14 protein-coding genes and 1 other annotated feature are annotated in these 14,584 nt (G+C 40.1%); all 14 genes read right to left on the bottom strand.

Annotation, left to right across the window (positions count from 1 at the left end; genetic code table 11):
- Window positions 1-32: 32 nt before the first annotated feature.
- The 14 genes from rpsG to sigH all read right to left on the bottom strand — a co-directional run bounded on the left by rpsG (window position 33) and on the right by sigH (window position 14,580).
- The gene (rpsG, locus tag NC797_RS13510; protein WP_272437327.1) at window positions 33-503 is read right to left on the bottom strand and encodes a 30S ribosomal protein S7; all 471 of its coding nucleotides are present in this window, start codon (window positions 501-503) and stop codon (window positions 33-35) included.
- Window positions 504-543: 40 nt separating this feature from the next.
- On the bottom strand, window positions 544-957 hold the full coding sequence (gene rpsL, locus NC797_RS13505; protein ID WP_272437326.1) for a 30S ribosomal protein S12: 414 nt from the start codon (window positions 955-957) through the stop codon (window positions 544-546).
- A gap of 106 nt (window positions 958-1,063) precedes the next feature.
- Window positions 1,064-1,315, bottom strand: coding sequence for a 50S ribosomal protein L7ae-like protein (locus NC797_RS13500; protein ID WP_272437325.1), 252 nt, complete (start codon window positions 1,313-1,315; stop codon window positions 1,064-1,066).
- A 247-nt stretch (window positions 1,316-1,562) separates the two neighbouring features.
- On the bottom strand, window positions 1,563-5,174 hold the full coding sequence (gene rpoC, locus NC797_RS13495) for a DNA-directed RNA polymerase subunit beta' (protein WP_272437324.1): 3,612 nt from the start codon (window positions 5,172-5,174) through the stop codon (window positions 1,563-1,565).
- A 54-nt stretch (window positions 5,175-5,228) separates the two neighbouring features.
- A complete protein-coding gene (gene rpoB / locus NC797_RS13490; RefSeq protein WP_272437323.1) occupies window positions 5,229-8,765 on the bottom strand; it encodes a DNA-directed RNA polymerase subunit beta in 3,537 nt (1,178 codons plus the stop codon).
- A gap of 399 nt (window positions 8,766-9,164) precedes the next feature.
- Complete coding sequence (locus tag NC797_RS13485) at window positions 9,165-9,779, bottom strand: class I SAM-dependent methyltransferase (RefSeq protein WP_272437322.1); 615 nt, start codon at window positions 9,777-9,779, stop codon at window positions 9,165-9,167.
- Between the two features lie 143 nt (window positions 9,780-9,922).
- Window positions 9,923-10,285: a 50S ribosomal protein L7/L12 gene (gene rplL, locus NC797_RS13480; RefSeq protein WP_272437321.1), complete on the bottom strand. Its 363-nt coding sequence runs from the start codon at window positions 10,283-10,285 to the stop codon at window positions 9,923-9,925.
- A 70-nt stretch (window positions 10,286-10,355) separates the two neighbouring features.
- Window positions 10,356-10,856: a 50S ribosomal protein L10 gene (gene rplJ, locus NC797_RS13475; RefSeq protein ID WP_272437320.1), complete on the bottom strand. Its 501-nt coding sequence runs from the start codon at window positions 10,854-10,856 to the stop codon at window positions 10,356-10,358.
- A gap of 47 nt (window positions 10,857-10,903) precedes the next feature.
- Window positions 10,904-11,056: a sequence feature (ribosomal protein L10 leader region), on the bottom strand.
- Between the two features lie 86 nt (window positions 11,057-11,142).
- Window positions 11,143-11,841, bottom strand: a complete 699-nt coding sequence (gene rplA, locus NC797_RS13470) for a 50S ribosomal protein L1 (RefSeq protein ID WP_272437319.1) — start codon at window positions 11,839-11,841, stop codon at window positions 11,143-11,145.
- Between the two features lie 221 nt (window positions 11,842-12,062).
- Entirely contained in the window at window positions 12,063-12,488 is a 426-nt protein-coding gene (gene rplK / locus NC797_RS13465; RefSeq protein ID WP_272437318.1) for a 50S ribosomal protein L11, read from the bottom strand.
- A gap of 201 nt (window positions 12,489-12,689) precedes the next feature.
- Window positions 12,690-13,223 (bottom strand): transcription termination/antitermination protein NusG, encoded by a 534-nt coding sequence (nusG, locus tag NC797_RS13460; RefSeq protein ID WP_272437317.1) that lies wholly within the window; start codon window positions 13,221-13,223, stop codon window positions 12,690-12,692.
- 142 nt (window positions 13,224-13,365) lie between these two features.
- Window positions 13,366-13,545 (bottom strand): preprotein translocase subunit SecE, encoded by a 180-nt coding sequence (gene secE / locus NC797_RS13455; RefSeq protein ID WP_272437316.1) that lies wholly within the window; start codon window positions 13,543-13,545, stop codon window positions 13,366-13,368.
- Window positions 13,546-13,583: 38 nt separating this feature from the next.
- Window positions 13,584-13,730: a 50S ribosomal protein L33 gene (gene rpmG, locus NC797_RS13450; RefSeq protein ID WP_272437373.1), complete on the bottom strand. Its 147-nt coding sequence runs from the start codon at window positions 13,728-13,730 to the stop codon at window positions 13,584-13,586.
- A gap of 178 nt (window positions 13,731-13,908) precedes the next feature.
- Window positions 13,909-14,580, bottom strand: coding sequence for an RNA polymerase sporulation sigma factor SigH (gene sigH, locus NC797_RS13445; RefSeq protein ID WP_272437315.1), 672 nt, complete (start codon window positions 14,578-14,580; stop codon window positions 13,909-13,911).
- Window positions 14,581-14,584 lie beyond the last annotated feature (4 nt).

The raw sequence follows: 14,584 nt of genomic DNA, 5'->3' as shown, positions 1-14,584 counted from the left end.
CCTTCCTGATCGAGATATTTTGATTTTCACTCCTACCAACGGTAATGAGCGAATGCTTTATTTGCTTCTGCCATTTTATGCATGTCTTCGCGCTTCTTGACGGAAGCACCTGTGTTATTCGATGCATCTAGAATTTCGTTTGCTAGACGTTCTTCCATTGTTTTCTCTCCTCGTAGACGAGAATAGTTCACAATATAGCGAAGCGCTAAAGCTTGACGACGTTCTGGACGGACTTCTACTGGAACTTGGTAGTTCGATCCACCTACACGACGAGCACGAACCTCAAGTACAGGCATAACATTTTTCATCGCTTGTTCAAAAACTTCCATTGCATCTTTACCACCGCGCTCTTTCACTAGTTCAAACGCTTTATATAGAATTTTTTGCGCTTTTCCTCGTTGGCCATCTACCATGATTCGGTTGATCAACCGAGTTACAAGTTTCGAATTATATAGCGGATCTGGTAAGACATCACGTTTTGCTACTGGTCCTTTACGTGGCATATGTCCCCCTCCTTTCCCTTATGTTGATCTAGATTCAGCTTTATTTTTTCGGCCTTTTCGTACCGTATTTTGAACGTCCTTGTGAACGACCTTCTACTCCTGCAGTGTCAAGTGCACCACGAACAATGTGGTAACGTACACCAGGAAGGTCCTTTACACGTCCACCACGGATAAGCACAACACTGTGTTCTTGAAGGTTGTGGCCAATCCCAGGAATATAAGCTGTAACCTCTATTCCATTCGTTAAACGAACACGCGCATATTTACGTAGTGCAGAGTTCGGTTTTTTAGGTGTTAAGGTTCCAACACGTGTGCAAACTCCACGTTTTTGTGGTGAGGATTGATCTGTTAAAGATTTCTTAAAGCTGTTATACCCTTTATTAAGTGCTGGAGAGTCAGATTTCTTCGACTTGCTCACGCGCCCTTTGCGTACAAGTTGATTAATAGTAGGCATATTGTTTTCCTCCTTTCATTCATAAGCTGTAATTCCACATATCCAGGTGGTTCATAATCAAGCAAAAAAACAAAGCCTTGCGTTACATTAAGTAATCGCCAAAACTCTATCGTTTTATTGCTACCGTCGCTGCTCCAACATCGATTCCACATGCATGACCAAGTTTCTTCATCGATTCTACTCGTAAACATGGAATGTTCAGTTCATTAGCAAGACGTGAAACTTTGCTCGTTATTTGCTGGTCAGCATCATCAGCAAGAATAACTTCGCTAATCTCGCCATTCTTCATGGCTTTTATCGTTTGTTTGGTTCCTATTATTAAACCAGTTTTCACCTGTGCTACTTTTTCATAAGACATAATTATATCCTCCAAAGTAACAAGGATAAACGGAAGCACCTTGAATATAGTATCATTCAGCCATTTCAATGTCAACATTAAAATGCAAGGAGCTTTGAAGGGTTATAATTTACGATTACACGTTTATATACCCTTTTTGAGCAGCCTTCAACTATAATCTGGTGCATCCTTTCCATTTATTCCTTGTTTACATATTTGAAAAACTGGCCGATCACTCATTTCTCATTAGCGATCGCCTTGAAACACATTATTGGATTACTTCTTCGGTTAAATGTTCAACTGTTTCCTCGCTAGACGTTTCAACTGAAGATTGAACTTTACGATACCTTTGCATGCCCGTTCCAGCTGGAACAAGCTTACCGATGATCACATTTTCTTTCAACCCAAGCAATTCATCACGTTTACCTTTAATTGCTGCATCCGTTAAAACACGTGTTGTTTCCTGGAATGAAGCAGCTGATAAGAATGAATCTGTCTCTAGCGAAGCTTTTGTAATACCAAGGATGACTGGTCTACCTATTGCAGGCTGCCCATTTTCCTGTAGTACTTTTTTGTTTGCTTCTCTAAACTGATGGATTTCAAGCAATGAACCAGGTAACACGTCAGTATCTCCGTTATCGATCACCCGTACTTTTCGGAGCATTTGACGAACCATTACTTCTACGTGTTTGTCCCCAATTTCAACCCCTTGCATACGGTAAACCTTCTGTACTTCTTTTAGTAGATATTCTTGCACACCGTCTAGGCCTTGAACCTTTAGCAACTCTTTCGGATCCACTGAACCCTCAGTCAGTTCTTGCCCAGAAACAATGTTGTCACCAATGACTACTTTAAGTCTTGCGCCATATGGTGCGGTGTATGTTCTCGTTTCAACATCACCTTGAACAACCAATTCTTGTTTATCCTTCACTTCATTAATGTCTTGGATAACACCGTCTATTTCACTGATAACTGCTTGCCCTTTTGGATTACGTGCTTCAAATAGCTCTTGGATACGTGGCAAACCTTGAGTAATGTCGTCTCCCGCAACCCCACCTGTGTGGAATGTACGCATGGTCAGCTGTGTACCTGGCTCACCAATAGATTGTGCCGCGATAATACCTACCGCTTCTCCGACTTCAACCTCGTCACCAGTTGCCAAGTTTCTACCATAACACTTTTTACAAACGCCGTGTTTTGTATTACATGTAAATGCGGAACGGATAATTACCTTTTCTATACCTGAATCCACAATTTGCTTGGCAAGATCCTCCGTGATGACTTCGTTAAGACCCACTAGTATCTCATCCGTCTCTGGGTGTTTAACGATTTGGAATGCAGTTCTTCCAATTAGTCGATCAATTAGTGGTTCAATCATTTCTGTTCCTTCAGTAATTGACTGTACTGTTAACCCTCTATCGGTTCCACAATCTTCTTCACGGACAATAACATCTTGAGCAACATCAACTAATCTACGTGTTAGATAGCCAGAGTCAGCCGTTTTTAATGCTGTATCCGCAAGACCTTTACGCGCACCATGGGTAGAGATAAAGTACTCAAGTACAGTTAAACCTTCACGGAAACTTGACTTAATTGGTAACTCGATTATTTTACCTGCTGGGTTAGCCATTAAACCACGCATACCTGCTAGTTGTGTGAAGTTTGATGCGTTACCACGAGCACCAGAATCACTCATCATAAAGATTGGGTTTCGTGGGTTTAATGTTTTCAACAATTTATCTTGAATATCATCTTTTGCTTGGGACCAGATGGAGATCACTCGATCATATCTTTCGTCCTCTGTGATTAATCCACGTCTAAATTGTTTTAACACTTTATCCACTTTACCTTGAGCTTGATCTAATATTTCTTGTTTTTCAGCAAGAACTACAATGTCAGATACACCAACCGTAATACCTGCTTTCGTTGAAAAACTGAAGCCAAGATCCTTCATACGATCAAGCATTTTTGAAGTTTCACTAATCTTAAACTTCTTAAATACCTCTGCAATTATATCACCAAGAATCCCTTTCTTGAATGGCTCAATCAAATCCCTAGTTTTAATCTCCTCTTTAATATTTGTTCCTTTAGAAACAAAATATTTTTCAGGAGTTTTTAGTTCTAGATTCTCATGTGTAGGTTCATTAATGTAAGGGAACGAAGCTGGAAGCATTTCATTAAAAATCAGCTTACCAACCGTTGTAATTAACAGTTGTTTTCGTTGTTCTTCTCTAAACGTCTCATTGTGTAACGACCCCGCTTGAACGCCAACCCTTGTATGCAAGTGTACGTAGCCGCTTTGATATGCGATCAACGCTTCATTTAAATCCTTAAACACCATGCCTTCACCAACAGCATCATCACGCTCCATCGTAAGGTAATAATTACCTAACACCATGTCTTGTGAAGGAGTAACTACTGGCTTACCGTCTTTCGGGTTTAAAATGTTTTGTGCTGCAAGCATTAATATTCTTGCTTCTGCTTGAGCTTCAGCTGACAATGGTACGTGAACAGCCATTTGATCCCCGTCAAAGTCTGCGTTGTAAGCAGTACAGACAAGTGGGTGAAGTCGGATTGCACGTCCCTCCACTAGTGTAGGTTCAAACGCTTGGATTCCGAGCCTGTGTAAGGTTGGTGCGCGATTTAAAAGAACTGGATGTTCTTTAATAACTTCTTCTAATACGTCCCAGACCTCTGGATGAACGCGTTCAATTTTTCTTTTCGCTGATTTAATATTATGAGCTAATCCTTTTTCCACTAGTTCCTTCATAATAAATGGCTTGAATAATTCAAGCGCCATTTCCTTTGGCAGTCCGCATTGATACATTTTAAGATTAGGGCCAACGACAATAACAGAACGTCCCGAGTAATCCACACGTTTACCCAAAAGATTCTGCCGGAAACGCCCTTGTTTCCCTTTTAGCATGTGTGACAGGGACTTCAACGGACGATTTCCTGGTCCTGTAACAGGACGACCACGGCGACCATTATCAATCAAAGCATCTACCGCTTCTTGCAGCATTCTTTTTTCGTTTTGAACGATGATGCTTGGTGCACCAAGATCCAGTAAACGTTTTAACCTATTATTACGATTGATTACACGACGATATAGGTCGTTTAAATCAGATGTGGCAAAACGACCACCATCCAATTGAACCATTGGACGTAATTCTGGTGGAATGATCGGTAGTACATCTAAAATCATCCAAGAAGGGTAATTCCCAGAGTTACGAAACGCCTCCAATACCTCAAGACGTTTAATCGCACGCGTTCTTCTTTGACCTTGCGCTGTTTTCAACTCTTCTTTTAAAAAGTCTACTTCCTTGTCAAGATCAATATCCTGCAACAGTTTTCGTATTGCCTCTGCACCCATTTGTGCTTGGAATGTTTGGCCATACTTTTCACGATACGCTCTATATTCTTTCTCGGATAAAAGCTGTTTTTTCTCAAGTGCTGTATCTCCCGAATCCGTCACAATGTAGGCAGCAAAGTAAATCACTTCTTCAAGGGCACGAGGGGACATGTCAAGCACAAGCCCCATCCGACTTGGAATACCTTTAAAATACCAGATGTGAGATACAGGAGCAGCAAGTTCTATGTGCCCCATACGCTCACGACGAACTTTTGATTTGGTAACTTCTACACCACAACGATCACAAACAACACCTTTATAACGTACACGTTTGTACTTGCCACAGTGACATTCCCAGTCCTTTTGCGGCCCAAAGATACGCTCACAAAACAGGCCATCTTTTTCAGGTTTAAGCGTGCGATAGTTGATTGTTTCTGGTTTTTTTACCTCACCAAATGACCACGAACGGATTTTGTCAGGCGAAGCTAAACCAATTTTCATGAACTCAAAATTGTTTACATCTAGCAAGGAGCCTACCTCCCTTTTAGTTTCAGGTTTTACCCTAAGCTCGAGAACTGTTGATTATTTTTCTTCGACTTCTAAGTTCAGCTTATCTGCTGATTGGTTTTCATCTTCCTCGATATCACGAAGTTCAATTTCCTCTTCATCTGCTGACAGCATTTTAACGTCCATACCAAGACTTTGCAATTCTTTAATCAATACTTTGAATGATTCTGGGATACCCGGCTCAGGTACGTTGTCACCTTTAACGATCGCTTCGTAAGTCTTCACACGACCAACCACATCGTCAGACTTTACAGTTAGAATTTCTTGCAGCGTATACGCTGCACCATATGCTTCCAATGCCCATACTTCCATTTCACCAAAACGTTGCCCACCAAACTGGGCTTTACCACCTAATGGTTGTTGTGTCACTAAGGAATATGGTCCAGTTGACCGTGCATGGAGTTTATCGTCGACCATGTGCGCAAGCTTGATCATATACATGACACCAACAGAAACCCTGTTATCAAACGGTTCCCCTGTTCGGCCATCATAAAGAATTGTTTTTGCATCCCTCGGCATACCCGCTTCTTCAAGGGTCTCCCAAACGTCTTCTTCTCTAGCTCCATCAAATACAGGTGTAGCTACATGAATCCCTAATTGTCTTGCTGCCATACCTAAATGCAGTTCAAGCACCTGTCCAATATTCATACGTGATGGAACCCCTAATGGGTTAAGCATAATATCTATTGGTGTACCATCTGGAAGAAATGGCATATCTTCTTCAGGTAAAATTTTTGAAATAACACCTTTATTTCCGTGACGTCCAGCCATCTTATCGCCTTCGTGAATTTTTCTTTTTTGAACAATGTACGCACGAACAAGCTGGTTTACTCCTGGAGGTAGCTCATCTCCATCTTCACGGTTAAATATTTTTACATCTAGCACAATCCCACCTGCACCATGTGGTACTCTTAAAGAGGTATCACGGACTTCACGTGCTTTTTCGCCAAAGATCGCATGTAGTAAACGTTCTTCCGCGGAAAGCTCTGTTACACCTTTTGGCGTGACTTTCCCAACTAAAAGATCGCCATCACTCACTTCAGCACCAACACGGATAATGCCTCGTTCGTCTAAATCACGTAAAGCATCTTCACCTACGTTTGGGATGTCGCGCGTAATTTCTTCTGGTCCTAGTTTAGTGTCACGAGCTTCTGATTCGTATTCCTCTATGTGAATGGAGGTGTATACATCGTCTTTCACTAGTCGCTCACTCATGATAATGGCATCCTCGTAGTTGTAGCCTTCCCAAGTCATAAAACCAACAAGGACATTTTGCCCTAGAGCTAGTTCCCCTTCTTCCATTGAAGGACCATCAGCAAGAATTTCTCCTTTGACTACTCGATCACCACGTTTAACGATTGGACGTTGGTTGTAACAAGTTCCTTGATTAGAACGGATGAATTTCTGAAGACGGTAACGATCTACATCACCTTGTATTTCCTTTCCATCCACTTCCGATATCCGACGAACATGAACTTCCTTAGCTTCCACTCGTTCAACAATTCCCTCAGTTTGACAAATAACAGCTGCACCTGAATCTTTACCGTTCACATACTCCATCCCTGTACCAACAAGCGGTGATCTTGGTTGTAACAACGGTACCGCTTGACGTTGCATGTTCGCACCCATCAAGGCACGGTTAGAATCATCGTTCTCTAGGAATGGGATGCAAGCTGTCGCAGCAGATACAACCTGCTTCGGTGATACATCCATATAGTCAAGTCTGTCTCTCTTCACAATAGTGTTTTCACCACGAAAGCGAGCAATTACCTCTTCATCAATGAAATATCCCTCTTCATCGAGTTTCGCGTTTGCCTGTGCGACAACATAATTATCTTCTTCATCTGCTGTTAGGTAGTCTATTTGTTCTGTTACCTTTCCAGTTTCAGTATCAACACGACGATACGGTGTCTCGATAAAACCAAACTTGTTCACCTTTGCATAGGATGATAGTGAGTTAATCAACCCAATATTAGGCCCCTCTGGTGTTTCAATCGGGCACATCCGTCCATAGTGCGAATAGTGTACGTCACGGACATCAAAACCTGCACGCTCACGGGTTAGTCCACCAGGTCCTAGAGCTGACAAACGGCGTTTATGTGTCAATTCGGCTAACGGATTTGTTTGATCCATAAATTGAGAAAGTTGTGAGCTACCAAAAAATTCTTTAATGGATGCAATCACTGGTCGAATGTTGATTAACTGTTGGGGCGTGATGGCGGACGTGTCTTGAATAGACATCCGTTCCCGTACCACTCGCTCCATTCTAGATAAACCGATACGGAATTGGTTTTGCAACAGTTCGCCAACCGAACGAAGACGACGGTTGCCCAAGTGATCAATATCATCCGTATCCCCTACTTGGTGGAGTAGGTTAAAGAAATAACTAATCGACGCTAAAATATCGGCAGGAGCAATGTTTTTAACGCTATTATCGACATTTGCATTACCAATAACCCTTAACGTCCTTTCACCTTCTGGATCAGTTGGGTCAAGGATCTTAACAGATTGTATTTTGATTGGATCCTGTAATACTCCTTCATTTGGCTCTAGTATTTCCTCACCAAAGTTCGTATCTTTTCCTTCCAAGTATGGAAGTAGTTTGTTTAATAGACGTCTATCAATTTTGTCTCCTCTTTGCCCTAACACCTCGCCTGTTTCTTCATCTACAAGTGTTTCAGCTAGAATTTGATTAAAGAGACGGTTCTTAATGTGAAGCTTTTTATTCATTTTATAGCGACCAACATGTGCAAGGTCATAACGTTTAGGATCAAAAAAACGCGAAACTAGTAAGCTTTTTGCGTTCTCTACAGTCGGTGGTTCACCAGGACGTAGACGCTCGTATATTTCAAGTAATGCCTTTTCACTATTTTCTGTATTATCTTTTTCGAGCGTATTCTTTAAATACTCATTATCACCAAGAAGATCTATGATTTCTTGATCTGTACCAAAACCCAGTGACCGTAATAATACGGTTATAGGAAGCTTTCTTGTGCGATCAATCCGAACATGGACTACATCTTTTGCATCGGTTTCATACTCAAGCCATGCACCACGGTTCGGAATTACTGTCGCCGTATTTCCTCGCTTACCGTTTTTGTCAATTTTTTCACTAAAATAAACACTTGGCGAGCGTACTAATTGTGATACAATAACCCTTTCGGCGCCATTAATAACAAACGTACCTGTGTCTGTCATTAACGGGAAGTCACCCATAAACACTTCTTGCTCCTTCACTTCCCCCGTTTCATTATTTAATAGACGGACTTTCACGCGAAGTGGAGCATTGTAGGTAACATCTCTTTCTTTTGATTCTTCCACAGGATATTTCGGCTCACCTAGACTATAATCTACAAATTCTAATGATAGGTTTCCTGTGAAATCCTCAATAGGGGAAATGTCTTGAAACATTTCCTTTAAACCTTCTTCTAAAAACCATCGATAAGAAGCGGTTTGAATCTCGATTAGATTTGGTAACTCAATCACTTCACTAATGCGCGCATAACTTCTGCGTTGGCGGTGTCGTCCATACTGAACTAGTTGACCTGTCAACACTGATTCACCCCTCAAATCAAGCATAATTGTATAGTAAAATAATGTTCAGCAAACATGCCGAACAAACTCGTGAAGCTGCCATACTATTTCACAAGTTATATTATAAAAGCATTCGTTTCAATACGAATGGTATATCAACTCTAACATTGACTCGTCATTAAAATTGGTATTTAACTGGATTCATTATTTCTTTTAAACTTACATTTATCCAAGGGATAGGAAAAGGGTAGTTGCGAATACCCTATTTATATGTATGATCATCTCCAAGGTATGATCAATGACAAAATAGAACGATTTTACCATTGTGCCCTTTCACCTATAATCGCATACATAAAAGTATAAAATTTCCCCTTGACATGGAAGGTCGCCTATTGGCATTTTTTAATATTACCATATTCAAGAATTAGGGTCAACTTTTTTAGAGACAAGTATATGGTAGCCTTTTTTCTTCGTAGTTACCTCTGCATTCCCAAATCGTTCCATTAATTTAGCTTGAGCAGAGGGGGCACCTTGTTTTTTCTGTATGACCACCCATAGCGTTCCAGATGGATTAAGATAACGGTAACTGTCTTCAAAAATTTGATAAACAATCTTTTTCCCTGCGCGGATTGGTGGATTGGTAAGGACGGCAGCGAACGTTTTGTCAGCTAACTGTTCAAATCGGTCACTTAATTGAAATGTTACATTTGTAATGTTGTTCTGCTTAGCATTGTGTTCAGCTAAGGTAACTGCCCTTTCATTGACATCTGTAAGATAAAAATGTCGATTCGGAAAAGTTTTTGCCAAAGAAAGACCAACAGGACCATAGCCACAGCCCAAATCTAAAATCTCTCCTTCTATTTGAGGTTCTTTAAAGGTATCAATTAGAATTCGCGATCCAAAATCAACTTCATTCTTCGAAAAAACACCGTGGTCAGTCGTAAAAGTGAATACATTTCCTTTTAACTTATATTCCCATGATTTTGGAGAACTTTTTGAATGGGGATGCCTTGAAAAGTAATGATCTGGCATAAAGTACACCTTCTTTTCATCAACCTAGTTTTAATCAGATCGATTCTACTAAAAGCACGCATAAATAAGAAGCTTAACACGCACTATAGCTTATATTTAAAGCAAACAATGCTCGCCGTTCATACGGCGAGCATTTGCTTTTATTACTTTAATTCGACAGTGGCTCCAGCTTCTTCAAGTTTTGCTTTCACTTCTTCAGCTTCTTCTTTAGCAATACCTTCTTTGATTGCTCCAGGTGCATTGTCTACTAGGTCTTTTGCATCTTTAAGTCCAAGCCCAGTGATTTCACGAACAGCTTTAACAACTTTAATTTTTGAGCTTCCAGCGCTCTCAAGAACGACATCAAATTCAGTTTGTTCTTCAGCAACTTCTCCGCCACCTGCTCCAGCTGCAGCAACTGGCGCAGCTGCAGTTACTCCAAATTCTTCTTCAATTGCTTTTACAAGATCATTTAATTCAAGAACAGACATTTCTTTTATTGCATCAATAATTTGCTCTTTAGACATGATATTTCCTCCTTGATTTCTTCGTTATATTATTTTTCGATACATGTTTTACTTAACAGCTAGTACTAACTTATGCTCCTTGTTCTTCCTTTTGCTCTGCAATTGCTTTTGTAGCATAAGCAAAGTTCCGGACAGGCGCCTGAAGTACACTGAGAAGCATTGATAGCAGCCCTTCGTAATTCGGAAGGTTACCAAGCTCCTTGATTTGTTCTAATGAAGCAACATTACCTTCAATAATTCCGCCTTTTATTTCAAGTGCATCATGATCCTTAGCGAAATTATTCAAGATTTTTGCTGGTGCAACCACATCTTCATTACTAAACGCAATAGCAGTAGGACCTACTAATGTATCGCTTAGTTCAGAAAGTTCTGCTGCCTCTACCGCACGACGTGTCATGGTATTCTTATAAACTTTAAAATCTATCCCTGCTTCACGTAATTGTGTACGAAGCTCTGTTACTTCTGCAACATCAAGCCCGCGATAGTCCACTAAGATAGTGGATTTACTTTCGCGAAATTTATTTGCGATTTCACTTACAACTTCCTTTTTCAGCTCAATTGTCTTGGACATCGTTCCACCTCCTATTAACTTTACATCATTCCGTCAGACATCCGAGGATGGATGATTAAAAATGCCTCCATGTAGACATGGAGGCATGATGAAGTGATAAATAACAATCCGCAATCATATTATCACTATATATTCACAAACCTCGGCAGGATATTAAGCATCTACGCACCTGCTATCTACGGTATAAAGATCGATTTTAAATTGTAATTGATTCGGATCAAATCCGTCTTTACATAACAATAAAAGTAATTGTACCTAACTTGACCTAAAAAGTCAATCTATATTTCTAGCCGCGGACATATGTGGAAACGTCTACTTTAACACCAGGACCCATTGTAGATGAAACAGAAGCATTTCTCATATAGATCCCTTTAGCTGCTTGTGGCTTAGCTTTAACTAGTGTTTCCGTAATCGCTGCAAAGTTTTCTACTAATACGTTTGTATCAAAAGAAACTTTACCGATTGGAACATGAACATTTGATTGACGATCAACACGGTATTCTACTTTACCGGCTTTGATTTCTTGAATTGCCTTTTCAACTTCGAACGTTACCGTACCAGTTTTAGGATTTGGCATTAATCCTTTAGGTCCTAATACACGTCCTAATTTACCAACCTCAGCCATCATGTCTGGTGTTGCAACAACAACATCAAAATCAAACCAACCTTGGTTAATTCTGTTAATTAAATCTTGATCCCCAACATAATCTGCTCCAGCCGCTTCTGCATCTTTCGCTTTATCACCTTTCGCAAATACAAGAACACGTTGGGTTTTACCTGTACCATGTGGCAATACCATTGCACCTCGAATTTGTTGATCTGCTTTTTTCGGGTCAACACCTAAACGAAATGCAGCTTCCACGGTTTCGTCAAAGTTTGCTTTCGCAGTTTGTTTTACCAATTCGATCGCTTCTTTTGTATCATATGCTTTCGTGCGATCAACCAGCTTCAGGGCTTCTTGCTGTTTTTTTGTTTTTTTAGCCATTATTATTTCCTCCTTGATTGTGGTTTTAACGGTTATACCTCCCACTTAAAAAAGCAGAACGGGCTTGGATGCTGCTAATGTCACGATCACCCTAACCCGTGTAGCTAGATTTGAAAAAGCGGAATGGTCGTACACTGAAAGATGCGTGTTTGACCTAGAAGAAAGGTCACGAAATGGCTTCCCATCCTCGCAACCTTTAACATTAGCAGCGTACTGTTAAATTAATCTTCTACAACAATACCCATGCTACGTGCAGTACCTTCCACCATACGCATTGCCGCTTCAACATCAGCAGCATTCAAATCAGGCATTTTTGTTTCAGCAATCTCTTTAACTTTGTCACGCTTGATGGTTGCAACTTTATTACGGTTCGGCTCACCTGATGCTGTTTCAATTCCAACTGCTTTCTTAAGTAAAACAGCTGCAGGTGGAGTCTTTGTGATAAATGTAAAAGAACGGTCTTCAAAAACCGTGATTTCAACCGGAATAATCATACCAGCTTGATCTTGCGTACGGGCATTAAATTCCTTACAAAACCCCATAATATTAACACCTGCTTGACCTAGCGCCGGCCCAACTGGTGGTGCTGGATTTGCTTTCCCTGCTGGGATTTGAAGTTTTACAACTTTCATTACTTTTTTAGCCACGAAACACACCTCCTTAAAGTCCGTGATGTGGTAATAGGGTTATACCCTCCCACTCAATAAATATATCAATACAAGTCTTATACCCAAGGCATAAAGAACATAGAAATTTTAGCATCTTTACCTCTAAATTGCAAGTATGGTTTCCATATTCGCTTTCATGAAATGACTAGAATCCCTAAATCAAACTATCCTTTTCAAAACCTACAACTTTTGAATTTGAGAAAATTCCAGTTCAACAGGCGTCTCCCGACCAAACATATTTACATGTACCTTAACCTTTTGTTTATCTAAATCAATGTGTTCAATTTGGCCAGTGAAGTTAGTGAATGGACCATCCGTGACGCGAACAGATTCTTTTATTTCAAAATCTACATCAACAACAGGCTCATCCATCCCCATTCGTTTTAACACTGCATCAATTTCTTCTGGTAAAAGCGGAACTGGCTTTGATCCTGAACCAGTTGACCCTACAAAGCCTGTAACACCAGGAGTATTTCGTACAACATACCAAGAATCGTCCGTCATAATCATTTCAGCAAGGACGTACCCAGGAAAGACCTTTTTTTTGGCCACTTTCTTTTTACCGTTTTTAATTTCTGTTTCTTCATCCTCAGGGAAGATTACACGAAAGATCTTATCCTCCATCCCCATCGATTCTACCCGCTTCTCTAAATTTGTTTTTACTTTGTTTTCATACCCAGAATAGGTGTGTACAACATACCATCTTTTTTCCATATTTACAGGACAATACCCTTGTCCTTCCCTCCCTTTACTATGAAGTCATGCTTCCAATTTCATTCCAATATTAAAAAACCCGCAAAACGGGTTTTTCGCGAAAAACTATTCTATTAAACATTATAGCATATAATTCCAGTCTTTATTCAAAAAATAAGTTTAGTATTTGTGTAATCCCTAGGTCAACAACAGCAAAGAATGCAGTCACAAAAACAACAGTAGTTACAACTGTAATCGTATATTTCGTTAACTCCTGACCTTTTGGCCAACTGACTTTCTTCATTTCTCGAGTAACATTTTTAAAAAAAGCGACTAAGTTCATGCTAGTACCCCCAAACTATGAGCCATAAGGCTTCTCTCTTATTTCGTTTCACGGTGTAGGGTTTGCATTCCACACCTTTTACAAAACTTTTTTAATATGAAACGCTCTGATTGATCAGCTTTTTTATCTAATCGATAATTCCGACTACTACAAATTTCGCATTCCAAAATAAATTTTTTCCTCATGTTTACCACCACAATTACTTCTCTATTTGACATCTTCTATTACTCATACTAATGTAGCACCGAAAAAATAGCCTGTCAACGTATGTTTCAATGCGTGTAGCAGGAGTAAATAGATGATCAAATTGTTCGGATGTCCGATCAGAAGCATCAATAAAAGCAATCAGCAAAAGTAGCACCGCTATAGAGTAATCTCACTTATTTCGAGGTAACGTTCCAACTTCCGCTTTACTCTTTGCAATGCATTGTCAATTGATTTCACATGACGTTTCAATTCACCAGAAATCTCCTGATAAGAACGCCCATCGAGATAAAGCGATAACACTTGCCTTTCCAGTTCACTTAATAACTCGGACATCTTCCCTTCCATATCACCTAGTTTTTCTCGGTCAACTAAAAGTTCTTGGGGATCAAATGCTTTGGACCCAGCAATTACATCCATTAATGTCCGATCTGATTCTTCATCATATATGGGCTTGTCCAATGATACATATGAATTTAAAGGAATATGTTTTTGTCTGGTAGCCGTTTTAATCGCCGTAATAATTTGCCGTGTAACACATAGTTCTGCAAAAGCTTTAAAGGATGAGAGTTTGTCTCCATCATAATCTCGAATCGCTTTATACAGACCGATCATACCTTCCTGCGTAATATCTTCCTGGTCTGCACCAACAAGGAAATATGTTCTAGCTTTTGCACGAACAAAATTACGGTACTTCGTTATTAAAAAATCGAGTGCCTGACCCTGACCTTGATGAACCAATTTAATTAATTGATCATCTTCAAGGTTCTGTAATTCATGCTTGTCTGTATCCTTATACCTGATGCTCACCAGGATTCCCCCCGACAACATTCAC

Source organism: Terrihalobacillus insolitus, assembly GCF_028416575.1.
In the GTDB taxonomy this organism is placed as follows: domain Bacteria; phylum Bacillota; class Bacilli; order Bacillales; family Amphibacillaceae; genus Terrihalobacillus; species Terrihalobacillus insolitus.
This window is presented reverse-complemented; position numbering and strand designations above follow the sequence as displayed.